The following is an 18,121-nucleotide window of genomic DNA, read 5'->3' as shown; positions in this document are numbered from 1 at the left end:
TAGGCCTGGTGGTACACCGCCAGTCGTTGCGCGACGGAAAAATGCGCACCCCCGTCGATCAGGCCGGCAGCAGGCGCTGTGCCGTCGAGTACATGCGCGGCCAGTGCGCGCTGGAACGTTGCCAGCGCGGTCATGCCGCGGCCTGGGTGGCGGCGGCAATGGCTCGGGCCTGGGCGAGTTCTTCCACCAGCTCGGGTAATGGTGGAATGCGGTCGTCGCGCTCCAGCAGCGTGGCTGCGTTGGGGAAGCGCTGCATCGCCGTCGCGTACAGCGCCCACACGGCCTCGCACACCGGTTCGTCGTGAGTATCGATCTTGTGGCTGCCATGATCCCGGTGGCCGGCGATGTGTAGCTGGGCCACCCGCGCTGGCGGTATGCCGGCCAAGTACCGGTTCGGATCAAAGCCGTGGTTGCAGGCGGACACGTAGACGTTGTTCACGTCCAGCAACAGCAGGCAATCGGCGCGCTCGGCCAGCGCTGCGAGGTAGTCCCACTCGCTCAGGCGGTTGTGGCTGGCGGCCAGATAGGTCGAGGGATTTTCGAGCAGCAGGCGTCGGCCAAGGTGCTCCTGCACGCGCAGCACCCGCGCGGCGACGTGGGCGAGGCACTCCTCGGTGTAAGGCAGGGGCATCAGATCGTGCAGGTTGATGCCATCGACACCGGTCCAGCAAAGGTGGTCGGAAACCCAGGCTGGCTCGACCCGCGCGATCAGCGTGGCGAGCCTATCCAGGTAAGCTTCGTCAAGCGCGTCCACGCCACCGATGGACAGTGACACGCCGTGCAGCACTAGAGGGAAGTCGCGTCGCACCTGGTTCAGCACCGCCAGTGGCTTGCCGCCAGCCACCATGAAGTTCTCCGAGATGACCTCGAACCAGTCCACCCCGGCTGGCGGCGCAGCCAGCACATCGGCGAAATGCTCCTTGCGCAGGCCTAGTCCGAAGCCGAGGCTGGGTAGCGGGTGCACAGCGGAACTCCAGAGAAAGGCCGGGCCAGTCTGCTGGCCCGGCGTGGGGTCGGGTTATTCGCCGGCGGTGCCGCCAGCGGCCGTGCAGTCTTCTTCGGACATTGCCTTGAAGCCCTTGCCCTTGCACGAGTTCTGGCCCTTGCAGGCGTTCTGCGCGGTCTTGCAATCTGCTTGTCCCTTGCAAGCGTTGACGCCCATGCAATGCACTTGCGCTTCTTCGGCCTGTGCGGTTACGGGTGCCAGCGAGCCGGCGGTGAACAGCGCCGCGACCGCGCCCGCGATCACCAGCCCTGAGGATTTAGCATTGGCCATTGTGTGCTCCTGAACCGAGTGGATAACCCAGCCGCCCGGCGGGCGACTGTCGGCCGCAACGATTGCTGCGGCCAGTGCTTATGACGTCACCGACGGACGCTTGTTACACGTTGCCCGATTATTAGGACGGCTTGATGAACGCCAGCTCTTCGCAAACGATCGCCGCAGTCCATTGCCCATGGGCGCGCACCGAACTCGACATCGCTTATCACGACCATGAATGGGGCGTGCCCCAGCATGACGACCGGGAGCTGTTCGAGTTGCTGATTCTTGAAGGCGCGCAGGCCGGCCTGTCCTGGTCGACCATCCTGAACAAGCGGCCAGCCTACCGGGCCGCGTATCGTGAGTTCGATGTGGCCCGCGTGGCGGCTTTCGACGATGCCGACCGGGCACGACTGATTGCGGACGCAGGTATTGTGCGCAATCGGCTGAAGATCGACGCCTCAATCGGCAATGCGCGGGCCTTTCTGGCAGTACAACGGGAGTTCGGCAGCTTCGACCGCTACCTGTGGCAGTGGGTCGATGGCCAACCGCGCCACAACCTGTGGCAGGAGATGTCCCAGGTGCCAGCCCGTACGGCGTTGTCCGATGCGCTCAGCGCGGACCTTAGACGTCGCGGCTTCAAGTTCGTGGGCAGCACGATCTGTTACGCCTACATGCAGGCGGTCGGCCTGGTAAACGACCACCTGCAAAGCTGTCCGCGCTGGGCGGCGCTGGCCAGGGATTAAGGGCGAGTCACGGAGCGTAATGACCGCGATAGCGCTCGCGCAACAGGGTTTTGTTGAACTTGCCGACGGTCGTTTTGGCAATGTCGTCGAGCAGCAGGCATTCGGGCAGCATCCAGCGGGGCAACTGGGCGGCCAAGTGGTCACGCAACGCTGCCGGGTCAAGTGACTGGTTGGGTCGGGCGGTAACCAGCGCCAGAGGCCGCTCGCCATAGGTCGGGTGCGGCACGCCGATGACGCAGGCCTCGGCCACTGCCGGGTGCTCGGACAGGGCATGCTCCAGGGTAAGCGCCGGTATCCATTCCCCGCCGGACTTGATCATGTCCTTGGTGCGCCCGACGAAGGCGATGCTGGAGTCGGCAAAGCGTACGCCCACATCGCCAGTGCGCAGCCAGCCGTCCGAGGTGAATAGCGCTTCGGTATTGGCAGCATCGCGAAAGTACTCGGCGATCACATGCCAGCCCTTGAGCTGGATCTCGCCGGTTTCAACGCCGTCGGCGGCGACCGCGGCGCCATCTTCGCGAATGATGCGCACTTGCGCGCCAACAATCGGCAAGCCGGAGTTTTCGTCGAGCATGCGCGCGAAGGCCGACGCGGGGTCGGGGCCGGCCAGTTCCTCGTAAAACGCCGCCGTGTGGTCGGCGAGCGACTCGGCCATACCGTGCCCGCCACAACGCAGTTTCACACCCATGGCCAGGAACCGCTGCGCCATGTCGCGCGGCACGATGTCGCCACCAAAGCCGACGTAGCGCAGGCTGGACAGGTCGTGATCACGCTCGGCCGCAGCCGCCAGCACCAGCTTGCCCAGCACCGGGTTGGCCATCAGGCGCGTGACGCGCTCGTCGGCGATCAGTCGGGCGACCACGTGGCCGTCCGGGTGTACGCCGGGCAACACCAGTTTGGCGCCCGCGATCATGCCGTCCATCGGCAGATTGAAGGCGTGGGCGTGAAACATCGGTGGGATCACCAGCAGCACATCGTCGCCGCGATAGGGCCCAAGCGACTGTGCTGACTGGCGCGTGAGTGCCCGCAGTACCAGAAAGCGATTGGAGTACGGACAGCCCTTGGGTCGGCCAGTGGTACCGCCGGTAAAGCTCACGCAGACCGTGGCGTTCTCGTCGATGTCATCCGGAAAGGCATATTCCGGTGGCGCCTGGGCGAGTAACTCCTCATAGCGGTGCAGGGGCGCCAGTGCAGTCCGGGGCAATTCGGTGTCATCGCCCAGCAGCACAAAGGCGCCGATGGTGTTGGCTCCGGCGGCGACCAGCGCCTCGGCCAGCGGCAGCAGCTCGGGGTCCACGGCCAGTACGCGTACTTGTGCCAGATTGCAGGTGTAGACCAGGGCTTCGACGTCGAGCCGGAAATTCAGGCCGAGGTAAATCGCACCCTTGCAGATGGCGGCGTAATCGAGCTCAAGGTGTCGGTGGGTGTTCCAGCCGAGCACACCGACGGTCTGGCCGCGACTGGCGCCCAGCCGGTCCAGGAGGTGGGCGGCACGCTGCAGGCGACCGTAGAACGCGGCGTAGGAATATACAAAGCGAGTGTCGTTGGCGCCGCGGGCCACGATTTCCCGTTGCGGGAAACAAACAGCGGCGCGTTCGACGATGTGCTTGACCAGCAAAGGCTCCATGGTTCTGCTCCCCGATTGTGTCGTTGTCAAATGCGCCGGCGGGCGCTGACAGACCAGCCCCCGCGGGCTGCTAAACTGCCTCGGTACCCTTGGGCAACCGTTTGTCGGCTTGCTGTGCTGACCCTTGGCCGCATTAAATTTAAAGATAATTTCAACAGGAGCAGAACATGAGCACTGTTTGGGTCGAAATGCTGGGTGTACCGTTCCGGCAAACCTACTACCAGGCCGGCGCATACCGCACGCGCGCTATCGAGGCTGGTGACGGCCCACCACTGATTTTTCTGCACGGCACCGGCGGTCACGCCGAGGCCTATATGCGCAATATCGCCGAGCATGCCAAACACTTTCATGTGTATGCCATCGATATGCTGGGACATGGTTACACGGACCACTACGACGGCGATTACACCATGGAGGTGTGGTCGGACCATCTGCTGGCTTTCATGGACGCCATCGGCGCTGACAGCGCGTGCCTGTCCGGTGAGTCGCTGGGTGCCATGGTCTCTGCCTGGACCGCCATTCGCCAGCCGCAACGGGTAAAAAAGCTGGTGCTCAACACAGGCATCCTGGCGCCTCCCAACGCCAAGGGCAAGCAGGAACTGATCGACGCGCTGGAGCGGTCCAAGAAGGCCGCCGGCAACCTCACCATGGAGGCGGTGCGGGCGCGTATGGCCTGGCTGATGGCCGAACCGGAGAAGACCCTCACCGACGAGGTGGTGGCGATCCGCTACGCCATCTACGCGCAGCCTGGCATGCAGCCGCACATGGGCAAGATTGCCGTGTCGACGCTGGGCCGCGTGGTGGACGATGCCTGGACCGCGCAGTGGATGCGACCGGACCTGATGAAGGACATTGGTTGCCCGACGCTGGTGCTGTGGACGAGGCATAACCCCGGGCAACCCGTGGAACTGGCCGAGGAAGCCATGCGCCATATCCCGGACGCGCGCCTGGTGGTGCTGGAAGAAAGCGCGCACTGGCCGCAGTGGGAAGAGCCGGAGCTGTTCAACCGCCTTCATCTGGATTTTCTGCGGGGTTAACCGCAGCACTGCGCGGACCTGCCAGGGGCCAATGGGCGAGCTGACACATAGGGGGTACAGCGCCGAGCGTGGTGGCGATTTGCCGGTGGCGTTGCCCGCGACGCGGCTGCCGACGACCAGCGGGGCTAGAATGCACAGCTGTATTGCTACGCCCGTGAGGGCTACTCCTATGAGTTCTGCCGAGACCGACTCCCTTTTTGATGAAGTTGCCGATCGCGCCGTCGCGTTGGGCAACGAAATCCTCGACGCGAATCCCGATGCCGACGCTTGGGAGATCGCTTCCGGGATGCTGTCGGGCGTCGTCCATTTCTGGCTTTACACCCATCAACCCTGCGCTGACCCGTCGTGCCGCTCGTGTGCCGAGATGGCAACCGCCGAACTGCGCCTACAGCAGTTAGTGGACGAAGTGCGCGAATCGGCTGAGGAGAGCACCTATTTCCACTCACCTTTTGACCGTAACGTTGGCAATGCCTAAGGACATGCACCGATCGGTGCTGGGCTGGCTGCTTGTCTCACTGCTGCTTGCCGGCTGCATGAAAGAGCCGGTGGTGCCACTGCCGCCCGCGCCGCCACCGAAGGTTGTGATACCGCCGCGGGCGGCGTCTCCGGGTCCGCAGCTGGTCTATGAACTGGCGCCAGGGCAGCAGGTATTGGGGCTGACCCAGGTCACCCGCGTGCGGGGTGACGAGACCTTGCTCGATATCGGACGCCGCTTTCACCTGGGCTATGACGAGATCGAGTGGGCTAATCCGGGCGTTGATGTGTGGGTCCCCGGCGATGGCCGTCAGGTCGTGCTGCCGGTCGCGCAGATCCTGCCCACCGCTCCGCACTATGGTCTGGTGGCCAATGTGGCGGCGCGACGGCTGTTTCATTTCCTGCCGGCGGATGCCATGGGGCGGCGCCGGGTGGTGAGCTACCCCATTGGCATCGGGCGCGAGGAGTACCCGACGCCACTGGGCAGCACCCGCGTCACCCGCAAACGGGCGTATCCGGACTGGCGTGTGCCGGCTTCGGTGCGTCGAGCGCACGCCATGCGCGGCGACCCGCTGCCGGCCCTGGTGCCCGGCGGACCCGACAACCCCATCGGCACCCACGTACTGGACCTTGGTTGGCCGACTTACATCATCCATAGCACCAACAAGCCAGCTGGTACCGGTCTGCGGGTCACCCACGGCTGCCTGCAGTTGTACCCGGAAGACATTACCCGGCTGTTTGACGAAGCCAACACCGGCAGCGCGGTTACGGTGGTCAATCAGCCGATTCTGGCCGGTTGGCAGGGCGATGAACTGCTGCTTGAAGTACACCGGGCGCTCGAAGAACACGCTGCGAGCGCCAGCGAGCGCGAGGCGGTTGCGGCAGTCGCCATCCGCAAGGCCCTTGCCAGTCGCGGTCGCAACGATGAAGCTGTTGATTGGGGTCGCGTGCGTTCGTACGTACTGGCGCAGCCTGGGTATCCGCTGCCAATCCTGCGCGAGGCACCGGACAAGACCACTTACCTTGCCCGCGTGCCGCGTCACAAGCCGCCGGTGCGCAGTGCGCTACCGTCGCCTACACGGCCCAAGTATGGCTGGTACCTCGACCTTGGCGGTTACCGTGGTGAGAACAACGCGCAAAAGCTGGTGGCGCAGCTACGCCACCTGGGGCCGCCAGTGCCGGCCAGGCGTGATCGGTTTGCCGGCCGCCACCAGGTAACGGCGGGGCCTTTCGGTGATCGCGACGAAGCCGAGCGTGTGGCGCGCCGGATAGAAATCGAACTCGGCTTGCGCGGCGAGCTCAAAGCGCCAGCGAATACAGGAGCCTAGTCGCGGCGGTTCTCAATCGGCCGGGGCGCCGTTGTTGCGGCGCGTCGGCGGGCTAACGACCATCGCCAGCTGACGCGACAGGGCCACCAAGTGCCCGGCACTGTCCCACAGCTCGCCATCTTCGTGCAGTAAGCCGGCGGTGACGTGGTGCGTGACGAAGCGGGCGCGCAACAGGCCGGGCGCCGGCTTTCGGTGCACATGCACGGTCAGCTCTACGGTCGGCACCCAGCCACCAAAGCCAATACGCCGGAACAGGGGTGGCGGCTGCGCGTCAGCAAACAGCGGCAGCGAGAACACATCAATCTGACCACCGTCCGCGAAACCCAGCCAGGCACAAAGCTCAGTGGGCGCGTCCGGATGGCCGCGTTGCCAGTGAGTGGCCGACGCGGGGTCGAGTCGCGCCAGCAGGTGCTCATGAATGGCAGTTGGTCTCGGCGACAGCTCGGCCATAGGTACACATTGGCTGATGTCTGAGATCTCAGGCGGTGATACTGTATGAAGGTCGACGCCCGAACTGAGTGCCAGGTCGGTGAAGGTTCCAACGAAACGCGCGCGTTCCACGCCACCCTGGATCAGCTTCGCTACGCCCGTGGACAGGCGACGGCCGCGACGGATCACCTCGGTTTCAATCTGCACAGGGCCTGCTTCGGTGGGCTGCACGTAGTGACCCGTGATGCTGGCCTGGTGTGGGCAGTCCAGTGCCATGGCCAGTGCATTGCATGCCACGGCCATGACATATCCGCCGTTGGGGATGGGGCCAATGCTCCAGGCGGACGACAGTTCGCCATGGAAACGCCCCTCGCCAGCGGCGGCTAGATAGATATCTTGTTGAAATCGACTGGCGGGGGCCGTGGGCATCGGCGGGCTGCTCCTTTGGATGTTTGGTCTGTAGCCTGTCCTTGCGACCGATGGCGGCAAGTTGGTGTATTCGATAATGCCCGCGCATTGTGCCAGCGTGGTGCCACATTGGCGCGACGACGCGGCGCACGCTTGTAGTTTGTGGGTCTCAGGGTTTGATGGTCCGGGCAGAGTCCCGGGTGCGATGAGGACGTAGTTTGTCTCTACAACAGGCGTCTCGATACCACTGGCGGGTACTCCTGCTGGATATGGCTGCCCGGTACGAGGACAGCCTGACCGATCGGGTACTGGCGCTCGCCGGTGTGGATCTGGATGTCCGGCCAGTCTCGAACCTGGACGAGCTGAAGCCCGCTCTGGAAGACAGTCACTTTGACTTTGCCCTGATCGCCGGATCGTCGCTGGCCAGTCTGGCGCAGCAGTGGTCGCAGTCTGGCGCGGCCAATCTGCCTCCCGAACTAGCGTTACTGCTGGTGCTGGATGAGTCACCGGACGAGGCCGAAGTGCTCGAGTGCGGCATGCCCATTGCCGCGGTGTTGCTGCGACGCAGTTTTACCGGTGGCGACCTGCTGGCCGCGATGTGGCAGGCGCGGCTCGGCAGCATGTTTTTCGCCAGCCCGGACGGGATGCTGCTGCTCGATGCCATGGGTAGCGTCCAGGCCAGCAATCCGGCCGCGCTGCGGCTGCTGGGGAAGCAAACTGCCGAACTTCGCGCAGAGCCCCTGGAGTTGACGGTCAACGAACGGGGGCAGCACGAATGGACGTCAGCGGGCGGCCGGGTACTTGAGTGGCGTAAGCAATCACTGTCCGATACTGGCGCCGCTGCGGTAGTAACCCTGCGCGACGTCACTGAGCAACGCGTTGCGGCGCAGGCGCTGGCATTTCGGGCCGAACATGACCCGTTGACCGGACTGGCGAATCCCCAGCGTTTATGGCAGGAACTGAGCTCCGCACTGGCACGGGCTGACCGCGACGCCGGACGGGTGGCGGTACTGTATGTCGACCTCGATGGCTTCAAGCAGATCAACGACATGTATGGCCACGAGGTGGGCGATGCCTTGCTCGTTGCCGTGGCGCAGCGCCTGACGGGCATTTGCCGTGCCGGTGAGTTGCTGTCCCGAATGGGTGGTGACGAACTGGTCATGGTTGCCGAAAGTTTTCCTCCGGGCTTCGAGGCCCGCATCGCCGAACGCGTGTTAGCGGCGCTGGCAAGCCCGCTGCGCGCCGCGGGCCGTACGGTGCGGGTTGGCGCCAGTGTCGGCGTGGCCGTCTATCCTGATCACGCGAGCGACAGCGAGGGCTTGCTGCGCGCGGCCGATGAGGCGATGTACGAGGCCAAGCGTAACGGTCGCGATGGTTACAGCCTGGCCACGAGTCATGCCGACACGATTTCTCAGCATCGGCAGGATATTGCCGACGGCTTGCAGGTTGCCTTGCTGCGCGATGAGTTACACCTGTTGTACCAACCCGTGCTCGACCTGAAACGTGGGCAGATCGTTGGTGCAGAGGCGCTTTTGCGCTGGAACCGGCCGGGGGTTGGCACCTTGCACCCAATGGAGTTCCTGGACGTCGCGGAAACCACCGGCCTGATTGTTGGCATCGGTGACTGGGTGTTCGACCAGATCTGCCGCCAACTGGCGCAATGGCGCTGGGTGCTCGGAGAGGACTTTTTTGTCTGTGCCAACCTGTCGGCGACGCAGTTGCGACGAGCGGATTTCGCTGGTCGTTTCAGGCGCATCCTGCACAGTCACGGCCTTACCAGCAAATCGGTGCGGCTTGAAATCAGCGAGCGCGTGATGGCGCAGGAGCTCGGACGTGCGCTTGGCGACATTACCGCCGCGACCGATATGTATATCGCGGTGGACGATGTCAGCCAGGGCCTGCTGTCATTGCGCAATTTAAGCAGCCTGCCGATCCGCAGTCTTAAACTGGACAGCAGCCTGGTGGCGGGCCTGCCGGACGATGTGCTGAGCGCGCAACTGACCGAGGCACTGATCTCCATCGGCCGCACGTTCAATCTGTCTGTTGTAGCCGAGGGCGTGGAGAACGCCGCGCAACTGGCCTTCCTGCGCGAGCGAGGCTGCGACTACTGTCAGGGATTTTTGCTGAGCGCGCCGGTCCCGGCGGCTGATTTTCCGTCCCTGGTCAAGACGCCTGAGCTGTTGGACGGGCTGGTGGCGCCGCTGAAATAAATCGCCGCCCGAGGCCGCCCCGCCGAAACCAGTCGCGATCGCCAGTAGGGCTCGTCTAGCCGGCTGCGCATGACCGCTTTCCCCGTGGATGGGGCATGCACAAACTCGTTGGCGCCGTAATAGACACCGACGTGGCTGACCTTATTGCCCAGTCGGAAAAACACCAGGTCGCCGATCTCAAGCGCGTCGAGCGCCACCGGTTCGGTCATATGCAGCTGCTCGTTGACGCTGCGCGGTAACTCGATCCCTAGCAACTGATAGCAGTAACGCACCAGTCCGCTACAGTCCAAACCTGTGGCTGGGCTGTCGCTTCCGTAGCGATAGGGTGTGCCAGCCAGGGACGCGGCTATCTCGGCTACCAGACGATTATCCTGCGTATCCTGCGCCGCAGGTTCCGGCAGTGCAGGCACAGCTTGCGGCGGCGCATGGCTGCATGCCACAAGGGATAAGCCGCAGGCCAGCAGGCCTGAACGCAGAGCGGGTAATCGCCACCAGGCCGGGCCGCTGGCTTTGATGCCGGACGCGACGGTCTGGCGCGGACCTGGGGTGACGAGCGGCTCAGCCACCACCGATGGCAGGCACAAACTGAACATCGCTGCCGTCAGTCAGCCGCTGGTACAAGCCAAGGCTCGTGACGTAGCCGTCGACAGCAACGGCCACGCCCGGTCGCAGTCGGCCATCGTCCTGCACGATGGCCGATTGCAGGCCAGGATAGCGTTGTTCGAGTCGGGCCAAGAGCTCTCGAACGGTCTGCCCGGACGCCTGGACCACCGCCTCGCCACCGGTAAGGTGTTGCATGGTGGCGGGGATCCAGACGTTTGCCATTAGGCCTCAGGCTACTTTCACGGAAGCAGGCTTGCCTTCCTTGGCCCAGAGAGCCTCCAGTACCGCGCCGGGGGACATCGGCAGGCGGTTCATACGCACGCCGACGGCGTTCTTAATGGCGTTAGCCACGGCCGCCGGCGGTGGCACGATCGGTACCTCCCCGGCACCGCGGATACCGAATGGATGGCCAGGATTGGGTGTCTCCAGGATCACCGTATCGATCATCGGGAGGTCCAGGGAGGTCGGCATGCGATAGTCGAGCAGACTGGCGTTGGCCAGACGGCCTTCCTTGTTGTACCAGTACTCTTCGTTGAGCGCCCAGCCGAGACCCTGTACTACCCCGCCCTGCATCTGACCTGCGACGTAATCGGGGTGGACCGCTTTGCCAACGTCCTGGAATGCCGTGAAGCGCAAAATCTGCACCTTGCCGGTTTCCGGATCCACTTCCACGTCGCAAATGTTCGCGGCAATCTGGAAGCCGACACCGTGTGGGTTAGCCGTGAAATCAGCCGAAATCGGACCACCGGTCTCGTCCATGCGAGCGGCCACTTCCTTGAAATGCATACGCCGGTGTGGATCGTTGCGGTCAACGAAATCGGCTATGCCGGCCACCTCTGCCGTGCAGTCGACGTTGGCTACGTCGGTTTCCCAGATCATTGCGACACGCTGCTTCATCCTGTCCAGAATGATCTCGGCAGCCTTGATGATGGCGTAGCCGGTGGCAAACGTGGTGCGGCTGCCGACCGACTGGAAGGTGTAGCCGATGGAGTCGGTATCGGACACGCTGGAGCTGATGTCGCCGAGCGGCACACCCAGCGCTTCGGCGGCCTGCATGGCAAGGGTCATGCGGGTTCCAGAAAGGTCCGCCGAACCGGTAGCCAGGTTCACCGTGCCATCGGCATTGATATGCAGTTCGCAGCTGGAGGTCAGGCCGGCGCCGAACCAGAATGCGTACGATACGCCGCGCCCGCGGTTAGGCCCGCCCAGCGGCGCCGTGTAGTGCGGGTGTTTCTTGACCGCCTGCAGCATCTCGACCGTACCGATAGGCGGTACCGGCATGCCAACGATCAGCACGTCACCCGCAACCGTGGCGTTCTTGAGGCGAAAATCGATCGGGTCCATGCCGCACTTCTCGGCCAGTTCGTCGATCACCGTCTCGACGATGAAGTTCGACTGCGTGGCGCCGGGCGCACGATACGGCTTGATCTTGGGCTTGTTCACCATCACGTCGTAGCCGTCGATGACGACGTTCGGGATCTGGTAGCGCGTCAGAGCGCACAGGGCACCAGGCGCTATCGGACCGCCGGGGTAGGCGCCGGCCTCGAACAGCAGGTATAGATCCGCGGCCATCAGCGTGCCGTCCTTTTTGCAGCCGATTTTGACCTTGGCGTAGATGCCAGAACTCGGGCCAGTGGCCTTGAGCACTTCAGCGCGGCTCATGGCCATTTTCACGGGCCGGCCGGTCTTCTTGGCCAGCAGCGCCGCAAGCGGATCCAGATAGACCACGTCCTTGCCGCCGAAGCCGCCGCCGATTTCCATCGGGATGACGCGGATATTCGACAACTGCATGTTCAGGATCGAGGCCAGAAAATCGCGAATGGCGAACGCACCCTGGGTGGTCGTCCACACTGTCAGGTGATCCTCGCTGTCCCAGCGGCAGGTGGTGATGTGTGACTCGATATAGCCCTGATGCACGGTGGCGGTGGTGTACTCCCGCTCGACCACGATGTCGGCATCCTTGAAGCCCTGCTCGACGTCACCGACAGCCAGCTGCAGGCGCCCGGCGTTGGGCAGGGCCTTCTGGGTCGGGAACAGGAACGCGCCCGGCACGAAGTCCTCATGCAGCACCACGGCGCCGTCCTTGACGGCTTCGCGCACGTCCTGAACGAACGGCAGGATTTCGTACTCGACTTCAACCAGCGCAGCGGCTTCTTCGGCCACGTGGGGATTCTCGGCGGCCACGGCGGCCACGGCGTGGCCGTCATAGAACACGGTGTGCTTGGCGATGCAGTTGTCGGCAATGTCCTGCATGCTGACGCTGCCACCTTCGCCGGCCGCAACGACGGCCTGGTTCAGCGGCGGAAAATCGGCGCCGGTGATGACCGCCTTGACGCCCGGCACCGCCATCGCCTTGCTGATGTCAATGCTCTTGATGCGGGCGTGCGGATGCGGGCTGCGCACGACCTTGCCGTGCAGCATGTCCGGCAGGTGTACATCGTCGCCGAACTTGGCCTGCCCGGTAACCTTGTCGATACCGTCGCGACGAGCCGGTGTGGTGCCCAGCACGCGCCATTTACGGGGTTTGTATTCGGGTTCCATATTCATTACGCAGCCTCCATTGCCTTGCTAGCTTTAAGGACCGCTCGTACCAGCTTGTCATAGCCGGTGCAGCGACACAGGTTGCCGGCCAACCACAGGCGAACCTCGTCCTCGGTTGGATTTGGGGTTTTCTGCAGCAGCGCCTTGGACGCGATCAGGAAGCCGGGGGTGCAAATGCCGCACTGCATGCCGGTCTCTTCGATAAACGCCTGCTGCAATGGGTGCAAATTATCGGTGGTGCCCATGCCTTCGATGGTTTCTACGGTGCGTCCCTGAGCCTCGACGCCCAGCACGCAGCAGGAATTCACCAGCACACCGTCCATCAGCACGCTGCAAGCGCCGCAGTTGCCGTCGTTACAGCCTTCCTTGGTACCGGTCAGTTGCAGTACGTCGCGCAGGGTCTCAAGCAGACTCTGCCGCGGCTCAACCAGGAATTCCCGGGCATCGCCATTGAGGGTTGTTTCTACGTGGGTTTTTTTCGCCATGGTTTCTCAAGCTCCCTTCGCGCGTTCGACCGCCGCGCGCAGTGCGCGGGTGGTGAGCACCTTGACCAGATGTTTGCGCTGCTCGACTGTGCCGCGCATGTCGGTTATCGGTTTGGCAACGGCCTGCGCCGCGTCGGCAGCGAGTTGAATGCTGTCTTCGCCGACCGGCTTGCCGGCCAGCAGCGCGCCGGCCTCGCGGGCAAAGATCGGTGTCGGGCCGACGGACGCAAGCGAAATGCGGGCCGACACGAAGTTCTTTTTGCCTGCATCGAGCACGACGCTCACGCCTGTGCCGGCGATCGCGATGTCCATCTCGTTGCGGGGGATGAAGCGCAGGTAAAAGGCACCGCTGTTGGCCGCAGGGGCCGGAATGAATACGCTTACAAGCAGTTCGTCATCCGCCAGGGATGTCTTGCCGGGTGCTACGCATATGTCTTCTGCGGCTACCTCGCGGGTGCCCTTCGGACCCATGATCTTGGCGACAGCACCGAGCGCGATCAGTACCGGAATAGTGTCGCCACTGGGCGCGGCGTTGCACAGGTTTCCGCCTACCGTGGCGCGGCCCTGGATGTGCACGCTGCCGATCAGGCTTGCCGAATCGATCAACGCCGGAAAGCGCTTGGCGATTTCGGCGTGTTCCCAGATCCGCCGACAGGACACCGCGGCGCCTATGGTCAAACCGCCCGTCTTCAGCGACAGCTCGTTCAATTCCGGGATGTGTTTGCCGTCAACAACCAGGCCAGGTTTGCGGCGGCCAACGCGCATGTTGACGATGAGATCAGTGCCCCCGGCAAGGATGCGAGCATCCCCGCGCGCGCCCGCCAGGAGCTTGACCGCTTCGCCCAGTGACGTGGGCGCTGCATAGTCGAAGTAATGCATAGGCGTTAGAACTCCTTCTCCATAAAGGGACGGGACCCCGCGACAAGCGCGGGATGTTGTTTTAAGTACATGCCAGGCGGGCCGGCAGGGAGCCGCATCGTGCCCGAACGGGTGACTCTAGCAACTAGTCGGCGCTTCTGTCACCGGGTAGCCGCAGATAGTCCGTCATTGGCCGGGCGGACCATCATCGCGGACAGGGCTGCGAGCAGCAGCGGCAGCGCCAGGGCGAGGAAGAAACCACGCGGTCCGTAATCCGCGAGCACCAGGCCACCGGCCGCGCCGCCGACCACGGTACCGAGCCGGCCCATGCCGATGGCCCAACCAACGCCAGTGGCCCGCACGCCGGTCGGGTAGATCGAGACAGCAAGATAGTTGAGTGCGATTTGCGGCCCGCCAACGAACAATCCGCTCAGCGCGATCAAGACGAATACCAGCGGCCAATTGTCACCAGCGCCGGCCAGCAGCAGGGACACCACCAGCGCGCCAGCGAGCAGTAGCAAGATGACCTGGCGCACCGCCAGCCTGGGCAACATCCAGGCCAGCGGCAGGATGAAGATCAAGGCCGCGCCGTTGAGAGTGACCGTCGCGAGGCCTGCCTGTTCCTTGGCGAGTCCGGCCGCGTGCAACACGGATGGTATCCACAGCACGAGGCTGAACCAGGCGACCCAGTTGAAGAAATAGGTAGCCCAGATGGCCAGCGTGTTGCGCCGCAGTTCAGGCGCCAACAGGGCGGCGGGGCCAACCCGGGTCGGCGCCTCCGGCAGCGTGAACACGGCATCTTCTGGCGGCGGGGCGCTTGGTGACACGCGCGCCAACAGTCGTTTTAGCAGCTGTTGTTGATCATTACGGGCGAGATAGTATGGGGACTCGGGGAACAGCCGCCACAGCAGCGGTAGCGCCAACAGTGGTGCGATGCCACCGAGCGCGAAGATCCCCTGCCACCCATAAAGCGGAATGATCACGCCGGCAATCAGGCCGCCTAGGATGGCGCCAACCGGCAGCCCTAGGCCTGCTAGCAGCATGATCAGGCCGCGGTGGCGGGTCGGTGAGAACTCCGACGCCAGGGTATACACATTGGGGACGGCACCGCCCATCCCGATGCCGGTCAAAAACCGGAGCAGCATAAGTTGCGCCGAGTTATCGGCGAACGCTGTCAGCAATGAGCACAGGCCGAACATGGCCGTTGCCAGCAGTATCGCCGCCCGTCGCCCGTAGCGGTCGCCCGCAACCCCGAACGTTATCGCGCCAAGCGCCATGCCGGCCACGCCGGCGGTGACGATCGGAGCGAGTCCCCTGGCTCCCAGGCCCAGTGCGTCCGCAAGTGCTGGCCCGGCAAATGCAATGGCTTGTGTATCGAAGCCATCGAAAGTAGTCACCAGAAAGCACAGCAATACGGTTCGGATCTGGTAGCCGCCAAAGCGGATCTGGTCGAACCACTGCGGCAAATCCAGGCGTGCGCCAACAGCCATGCTTCCCCTCCCAAGGCAGGTTTTTTGGTCGAGCATAGCAGCCGGAGGACCCAAACTTCGCCGGCACCCGACCTGTCCGGCAAGCCATAACCGAACGTCCGTTGACAGGCACGGTTGTCAATGCCAGCATCCCGACCTTGCACAACACAACGAAGATGACTTTGTCGAGGGCGGGAGAGGCTGATTTGGGTAACGGTGGGACATACAACGGTGCGTGCCGCTGCCTTGTGACTACCCCAAGGACTCTATAAGGACCACGCCTCCCCAGCTACGGATGGCTCGCATTACCCGATGCACCACAAAGTGCCCGCAGGGGCGCTGAATTGCTTGTTTCCCGCGAGGAGGGGCTGTGATGCGTAATTGGAGTAAGGGGGCTTTCCTGGCCTTTGGAATAGTGTTGAGCGCCACTGCGGCGGCCAAGGTGTCGCCCGAGGAGGCGGCCAAGCTCGGCATCGAAGGCACGGAACTGACGCCACTGGGCGCTATCCGTGCGGGTAATGCGGACGGGTCCATTCCGGCCTGGGAAGGCGGCATCAAAACACCACCGGCCGGTTACGTGGAGGGCGGCTGGTACATCGACCCCTACGCCGATGACCAGATTCTGTTCACCATCACCGCGCAGAATTACGAGCAGCATGCCGACAAACTGTCGGCGGGCCAGATCGCGATGATGAAGAAATACCCGGAGACGTACAAGATGCACGTCTATCCGAGTCGCCGCAGCGCTTCCCTGCCGAAGTGGCACTACGAGAACTCGATCTGGAACGCGTCCAACACCGAATTTTGCAATCCCTCGCGTGGCCCGAACCGGGAAGAGCGGTGCATCCAGCCCGGTTCCTGGCGACCCGGAACATTCTTCCCGATCCCGAAATCCGGCGGCGAGGCAATTCTGAACCACACCTTCTTCTTTACCGGTAAGTGGTACACCGCGATGAGCCATGGCTTCAATGCGTTTCCCGACGGAGGTTATGCCCGGCACCTGAAGCGTGATCTCTTTTTCATGCCCATGTGGATGACCGGTGACGAGGCGCCCAAACAGGAACGTTTCACCCGCATGGGCGGTGCGGGCTTCTGTGCCGGCCAGGAAGATATAGAGCCACCGCGGTCGGCGGGCCAGATTTTCAGCGCCTGTACTTATCTGGAGGATATGAAATTCGACGCCTACATCTACATCCCGGGCCAGCGCCGGGTGCGCAAGGCGCCGGAGATCGGCTTCTACGACAGCCCGGGCACCGGTTCGGATGGTCTGCGTACCGCCGATTCCCGGTGGATGTTCTGGGCTACTGGATCGGAAGAGTGGTACGAATACGCACCAATGCAGCGCAAGGAAATGTATGTCCCCTACAACAGCTACGCCATCTCCCAGCCCGGCCTGACGTTTGACGACATCGTTCGGAAAGGGCACGTTAATTCAGACTTGAAGCGCTACGAGCTGCACCGGATGTGGGTATTGGAGGCCACCCTCAAGCCGGGTCTTCGCCACCTGTCGCCGCATCGTTTCGCCTATTTTGACGAGGACAGCTGGCTGGGCACCCTGGGCGATATGTACGATGCGAAGGGTGAGTTATGGCGTGTTTCCGAGCAATACTCCATGAACTTCTACAACGTGCCCATGCCGTATTTCTGGGGTGACGATCATTCGGATCTGATATCCGGACGGCATTCGGCGCTGAACGCCTATTACAACGTCGGCCCCAAGGGAAGTGCCGCGCCGCCGGATTTTACCGCGAAGGGACGGCCGGATCCGGAGCTGTTTACACCGGCCGGTCTGCGTAAATCGGGCGTCCGCTAAGGTCGCGGGTGATGCTGGCGCAGTTTTGATGCCGCGCCAGCATCACGCGTGGGTTGAGTGGTGTATGGGCACGGCAGGTGTAAGTTTTTCCCTTGAGTAAATGTGCCAAGGGTATGGCGCCTTGTCATGCCCAAGCCGTCGCCCGACCTGTGCCACCTCCGGAATATCCTTTGACAGTTGCCGCGGTCGATGCCAGCATCGCCACTCGCTAACTGTTGGATTGAGTTGTCGAGGGTGGGGAGGTTGTTGTAAGAGGCATTAGCTGCGCGTCCTAACGGCGCGGCCAAGGTCTTGTTGACGATCCCAGGGACTCTAGAAGGACTCCGCCTCCCCAGCCACGGATGGCTCGCATTACCCGATGCACCACAAGGTGCCCGCAGGGGCGCTGAATTGCTTGTTTCCCGCGCGGAGGGGCTGTGATGCGTAATTGGAGTAAGGGGGCTTTCCTGGCCTTTGGAATAGTGTTGAGCGCCACTGCGGTGGCCAAGGTGTCGCCCGAGGAGGCGGCCAAGCTGGGTATCGAGGGCACGGAACTGACGCCACTGGGCGCTATTCGTGCCGGCAATGCGGACGGGTCCATTCCGGCCTGGGAAGGCGGCATCACGACCCCGCCGGCCGGCTACGTGGAGGGCGGCTGGTACATCGACCCCTACGCCGATGATCAGATTCTGTTCACCATCACCGCGCAGAATTACGAGCAGTACGCTGACAAGCTGTCGGCGGGCCAGATCGCGATGATGAAAAAGTACCCGGAGACGTACAAGATGCACGTCTATCCGAGTCGCCGCAGCGCTTCCCTGCCGAAGTGGCACTACGAGAACTCGATCTGGAACGC

At 63.3% G+C, this 18,121-nt stretch carries 17 protein-coding genes; 7 read left to right on the top strand and 10 right to left on the bottom strand.

Going from position 1 to position 18,121, the window contains the following annotated elements; genetic code table 11:
• Positions 1–130: 130 nt before the first annotated feature.
• Both ABZF37_RS09150 and ABZF37_RS09145 read right to left on the bottom strand, forming a co-directional pair.
• On the bottom strand, positions 131–964 hold the full coding sequence (locus tag ABZF37_RS09150) for a DUF692 domain-containing protein (RefSeq protein WP_372719110.1): 834 nt from the start codon (positions 962–964) through the stop codon (positions 131–133).
• 54 nt (positions 965–1,018) lie between these two features.
• Complete coding sequence (locus ABZF37_RS09145; protein WP_372719108.1) at positions 1,019–1,276, bottom strand: hypothetical protein; 258 nt, start codon at positions 1,274–1,276, stop codon at positions 1,019–1,021.
• A 134-nt stretch (positions 1,277–1,410) separates the two neighbouring features.
• Here ABZF37_RS09145 and ABZF37_RS09140 point away from each other — a divergent pair, with 134 nt between their 5' ends.
• On the top strand, positions 1,411–2,004 hold the full coding sequence (locus tag ABZF37_RS09140) for a DNA-3-methyladenine glycosylase I (protein ID WP_372719106.1): 594 nt from the start codon (positions 1,411–1,413) through the stop codon (positions 2,002–2,004).
• A 7-nt stretch (positions 2,005–2,011) separates the two neighbouring features.
• Here the strand turns inward: ABZF37_RS09140 and ABZF37_RS09135 are convergent, their stop codons facing one another.
• Complete coding sequence (locus ABZF37_RS09135) at positions 2,012–3,631, bottom strand: AMP-binding protein (RefSeq protein ID WP_372719104.1); 1,620 nt, start codon at positions 3,629–3,631, stop codon at positions 2,012–2,014.
• Positions 3,632–3,798: 167 nt separating this feature from the next.
• Between ABZF37_RS09135 and ABZF37_RS09130 the strand changes: the two genes are divergently transcribed.
• The 3 genes from ABZF37_RS09130 to ABZF37_RS09120 all read left to right on the top strand — a co-directional run bounded on the left by ABZF37_RS09130 (position 3,799) and on the right by ABZF37_RS09120 (position 6,470).
• A complete protein-coding gene (locus ABZF37_RS09130; protein WP_372719102.1) occupies positions 3,799–4,668 on the top strand; it encodes an alpha/beta fold hydrolase in 870 nt (289 codons plus the stop codon).
• Between the two features lie 169 nt (positions 4,669–4,837).
• Entirely contained in the window at positions 4,838–5,143 is a 306-nt protein-coding gene (locus tag ABZF37_RS09125; RefSeq protein WP_372719100.1) for a hypothetical protein, read from the top strand.
• Positions 5,136–6,470 (top strand): L,D-transpeptidase family protein, encoded by a 1,335-nt coding sequence (locus ABZF37_RS09120; RefSeq protein WP_372719098.1) that lies wholly within the window; start codon positions 5,136–5,138, stop codon positions 6,468–6,470. Before ABZF37_RS09125 ends, ABZF37_RS09120 begins: the two co-directional genes overlap by 8 nt.
• A gap of 12 nt (positions 6,471–6,482) precedes the next feature.
• Here ABZF37_RS09120 and ABZF37_RS09115 read toward each other — a convergent pair whose 3' ends face one another.
• Positions 6,483–7,328: a thioesterase family protein gene (locus ABZF37_RS09115; protein WP_372719095.1), complete on the bottom strand. Its 846-nt coding sequence runs from the start codon at positions 7,326–7,328 to the stop codon at positions 6,483–6,485.
• A 197-nt stretch (positions 7,329–7,525) separates the two neighbouring features.
• Here ABZF37_RS09115 and ABZF37_RS09110 point away from each other — a divergent pair, with 197 nt between their 5' ends.
• The gene (locus tag ABZF37_RS09110; protein WP_372719093.1) at positions 7,526–9,517 is read left to right on the top strand and encodes a putative bifunctional diguanylate cyclase/phosphodiesterase; all 1,992 of its coding nucleotides are present in this window, start codon (positions 7,526–7,528) and stop codon (positions 9,515–9,517) included.
• On the opposite strand, the gene ABZF37_RS09105 is transcribed toward ABZF37_RS09110, so the two are convergent.
• From ABZF37_RS09105 to ABZF37_RS09080, 6 genes are all read right to left on the bottom strand, one after another.
• Positions 9,418–10,110, bottom strand: coding sequence for a C40 family peptidase (locus tag ABZF37_RS09105; protein WP_372719091.1), 693 nt, complete (start codon positions 10,108–10,110; stop codon positions 9,418–9,420). The genes ABZF37_RS09110 and ABZF37_RS09105 overlap by 100 nt on opposite strands.
• Positions 10,076–10,342 (bottom strand): MoaD/ThiS family protein, encoded by a 267-nt coding sequence (locus ABZF37_RS09100; RefSeq protein ID WP_372719089.1) that lies wholly within the window; start codon positions 10,340–10,342, stop codon positions 10,076–10,078. Before ABZF37_RS09100 ends, ABZF37_RS09105 begins: the two co-directional genes overlap by 35 nt.
• A gap of 6 nt (positions 10,343–10,348) precedes the next feature.
• The gene (locus ABZF37_RS09095; protein ID WP_372719087.1) at positions 10,349–12,667 is read right to left on the bottom strand and encodes a xanthine dehydrogenase family protein molybdopterin-binding subunit; all 2,319 of its coding nucleotides are present in this window, start codon (positions 12,665–12,667) and stop codon (positions 10,349–10,351) included.
• A complete protein-coding gene (locus tag ABZF37_RS09090; protein WP_372719085.1) occupies positions 12,667–13,146 on the bottom strand; it encodes a (2Fe-2S)-binding protein in 480 nt (159 codons plus the stop codon). The genes ABZF37_RS09095 and ABZF37_RS09090 overlap by 1 nt, the downstream gene beginning before the upstream one ends.
• 6 nt (positions 13,147–13,152) lie before the next feature.
• Positions 13,153–14,025 carry a xanthine dehydrogenase family protein subunit M gene (locus tag ABZF37_RS09085; RefSeq protein ID WP_372719083.1) on the bottom strand — a complete coding sequence of 291 codons (873 nt, stop codon included), beginning with the start codon at positions 14,023–14,025 and terminating at the stop codon, positions 13,153–13,155.
• Between the two features lie 140 nt (positions 14,026–14,165).
• Positions 14,166–15,494, bottom strand: coding sequence for an MFS transporter (locus ABZF37_RS09080; protein ID WP_372719081.1), 1,329 nt, complete (start codon positions 15,492–15,494; stop codon positions 14,166–14,168).
• Positions 15,495–15,891: 397 nt separating this feature from the next.
• On the opposite strand from ABZF37_RS09080, the gene ABZF37_RS09075 reads away from it, so the two are divergent.
• Positions 15,892–17,286, top strand: a complete 1,395-nt coding sequence (locus ABZF37_RS09075; RefSeq protein ID WP_372719079.1) for a DUF1329 domain-containing protein — start codon at positions 15,892–15,894, stop codon at positions 17,284–17,286.
• 419 nt (positions 17,287–17,705) lie between these two features.
• On the top strand, positions 17,706–18,121 hold a 416-nt coding region (locus ABZF37_RS09070), incomplete at its 3' end, for a DUF1329 domain-containing protein (protein ID WP_372719077.1).

It is taken from the genome of Immundisolibacter sp., assembly GCF_041601295.1.
Lineage (GTDB): Bacteria > Pseudomonadota > Gammaproteobacteria > Immundisolibacterales > Immundisolibacteraceae > Immundisolibacter.
The sequence above is the reverse complement of the archived record's forward strand: the minus strand, read 5'-3'. Positions and strand labels throughout refer to the sequence as shown.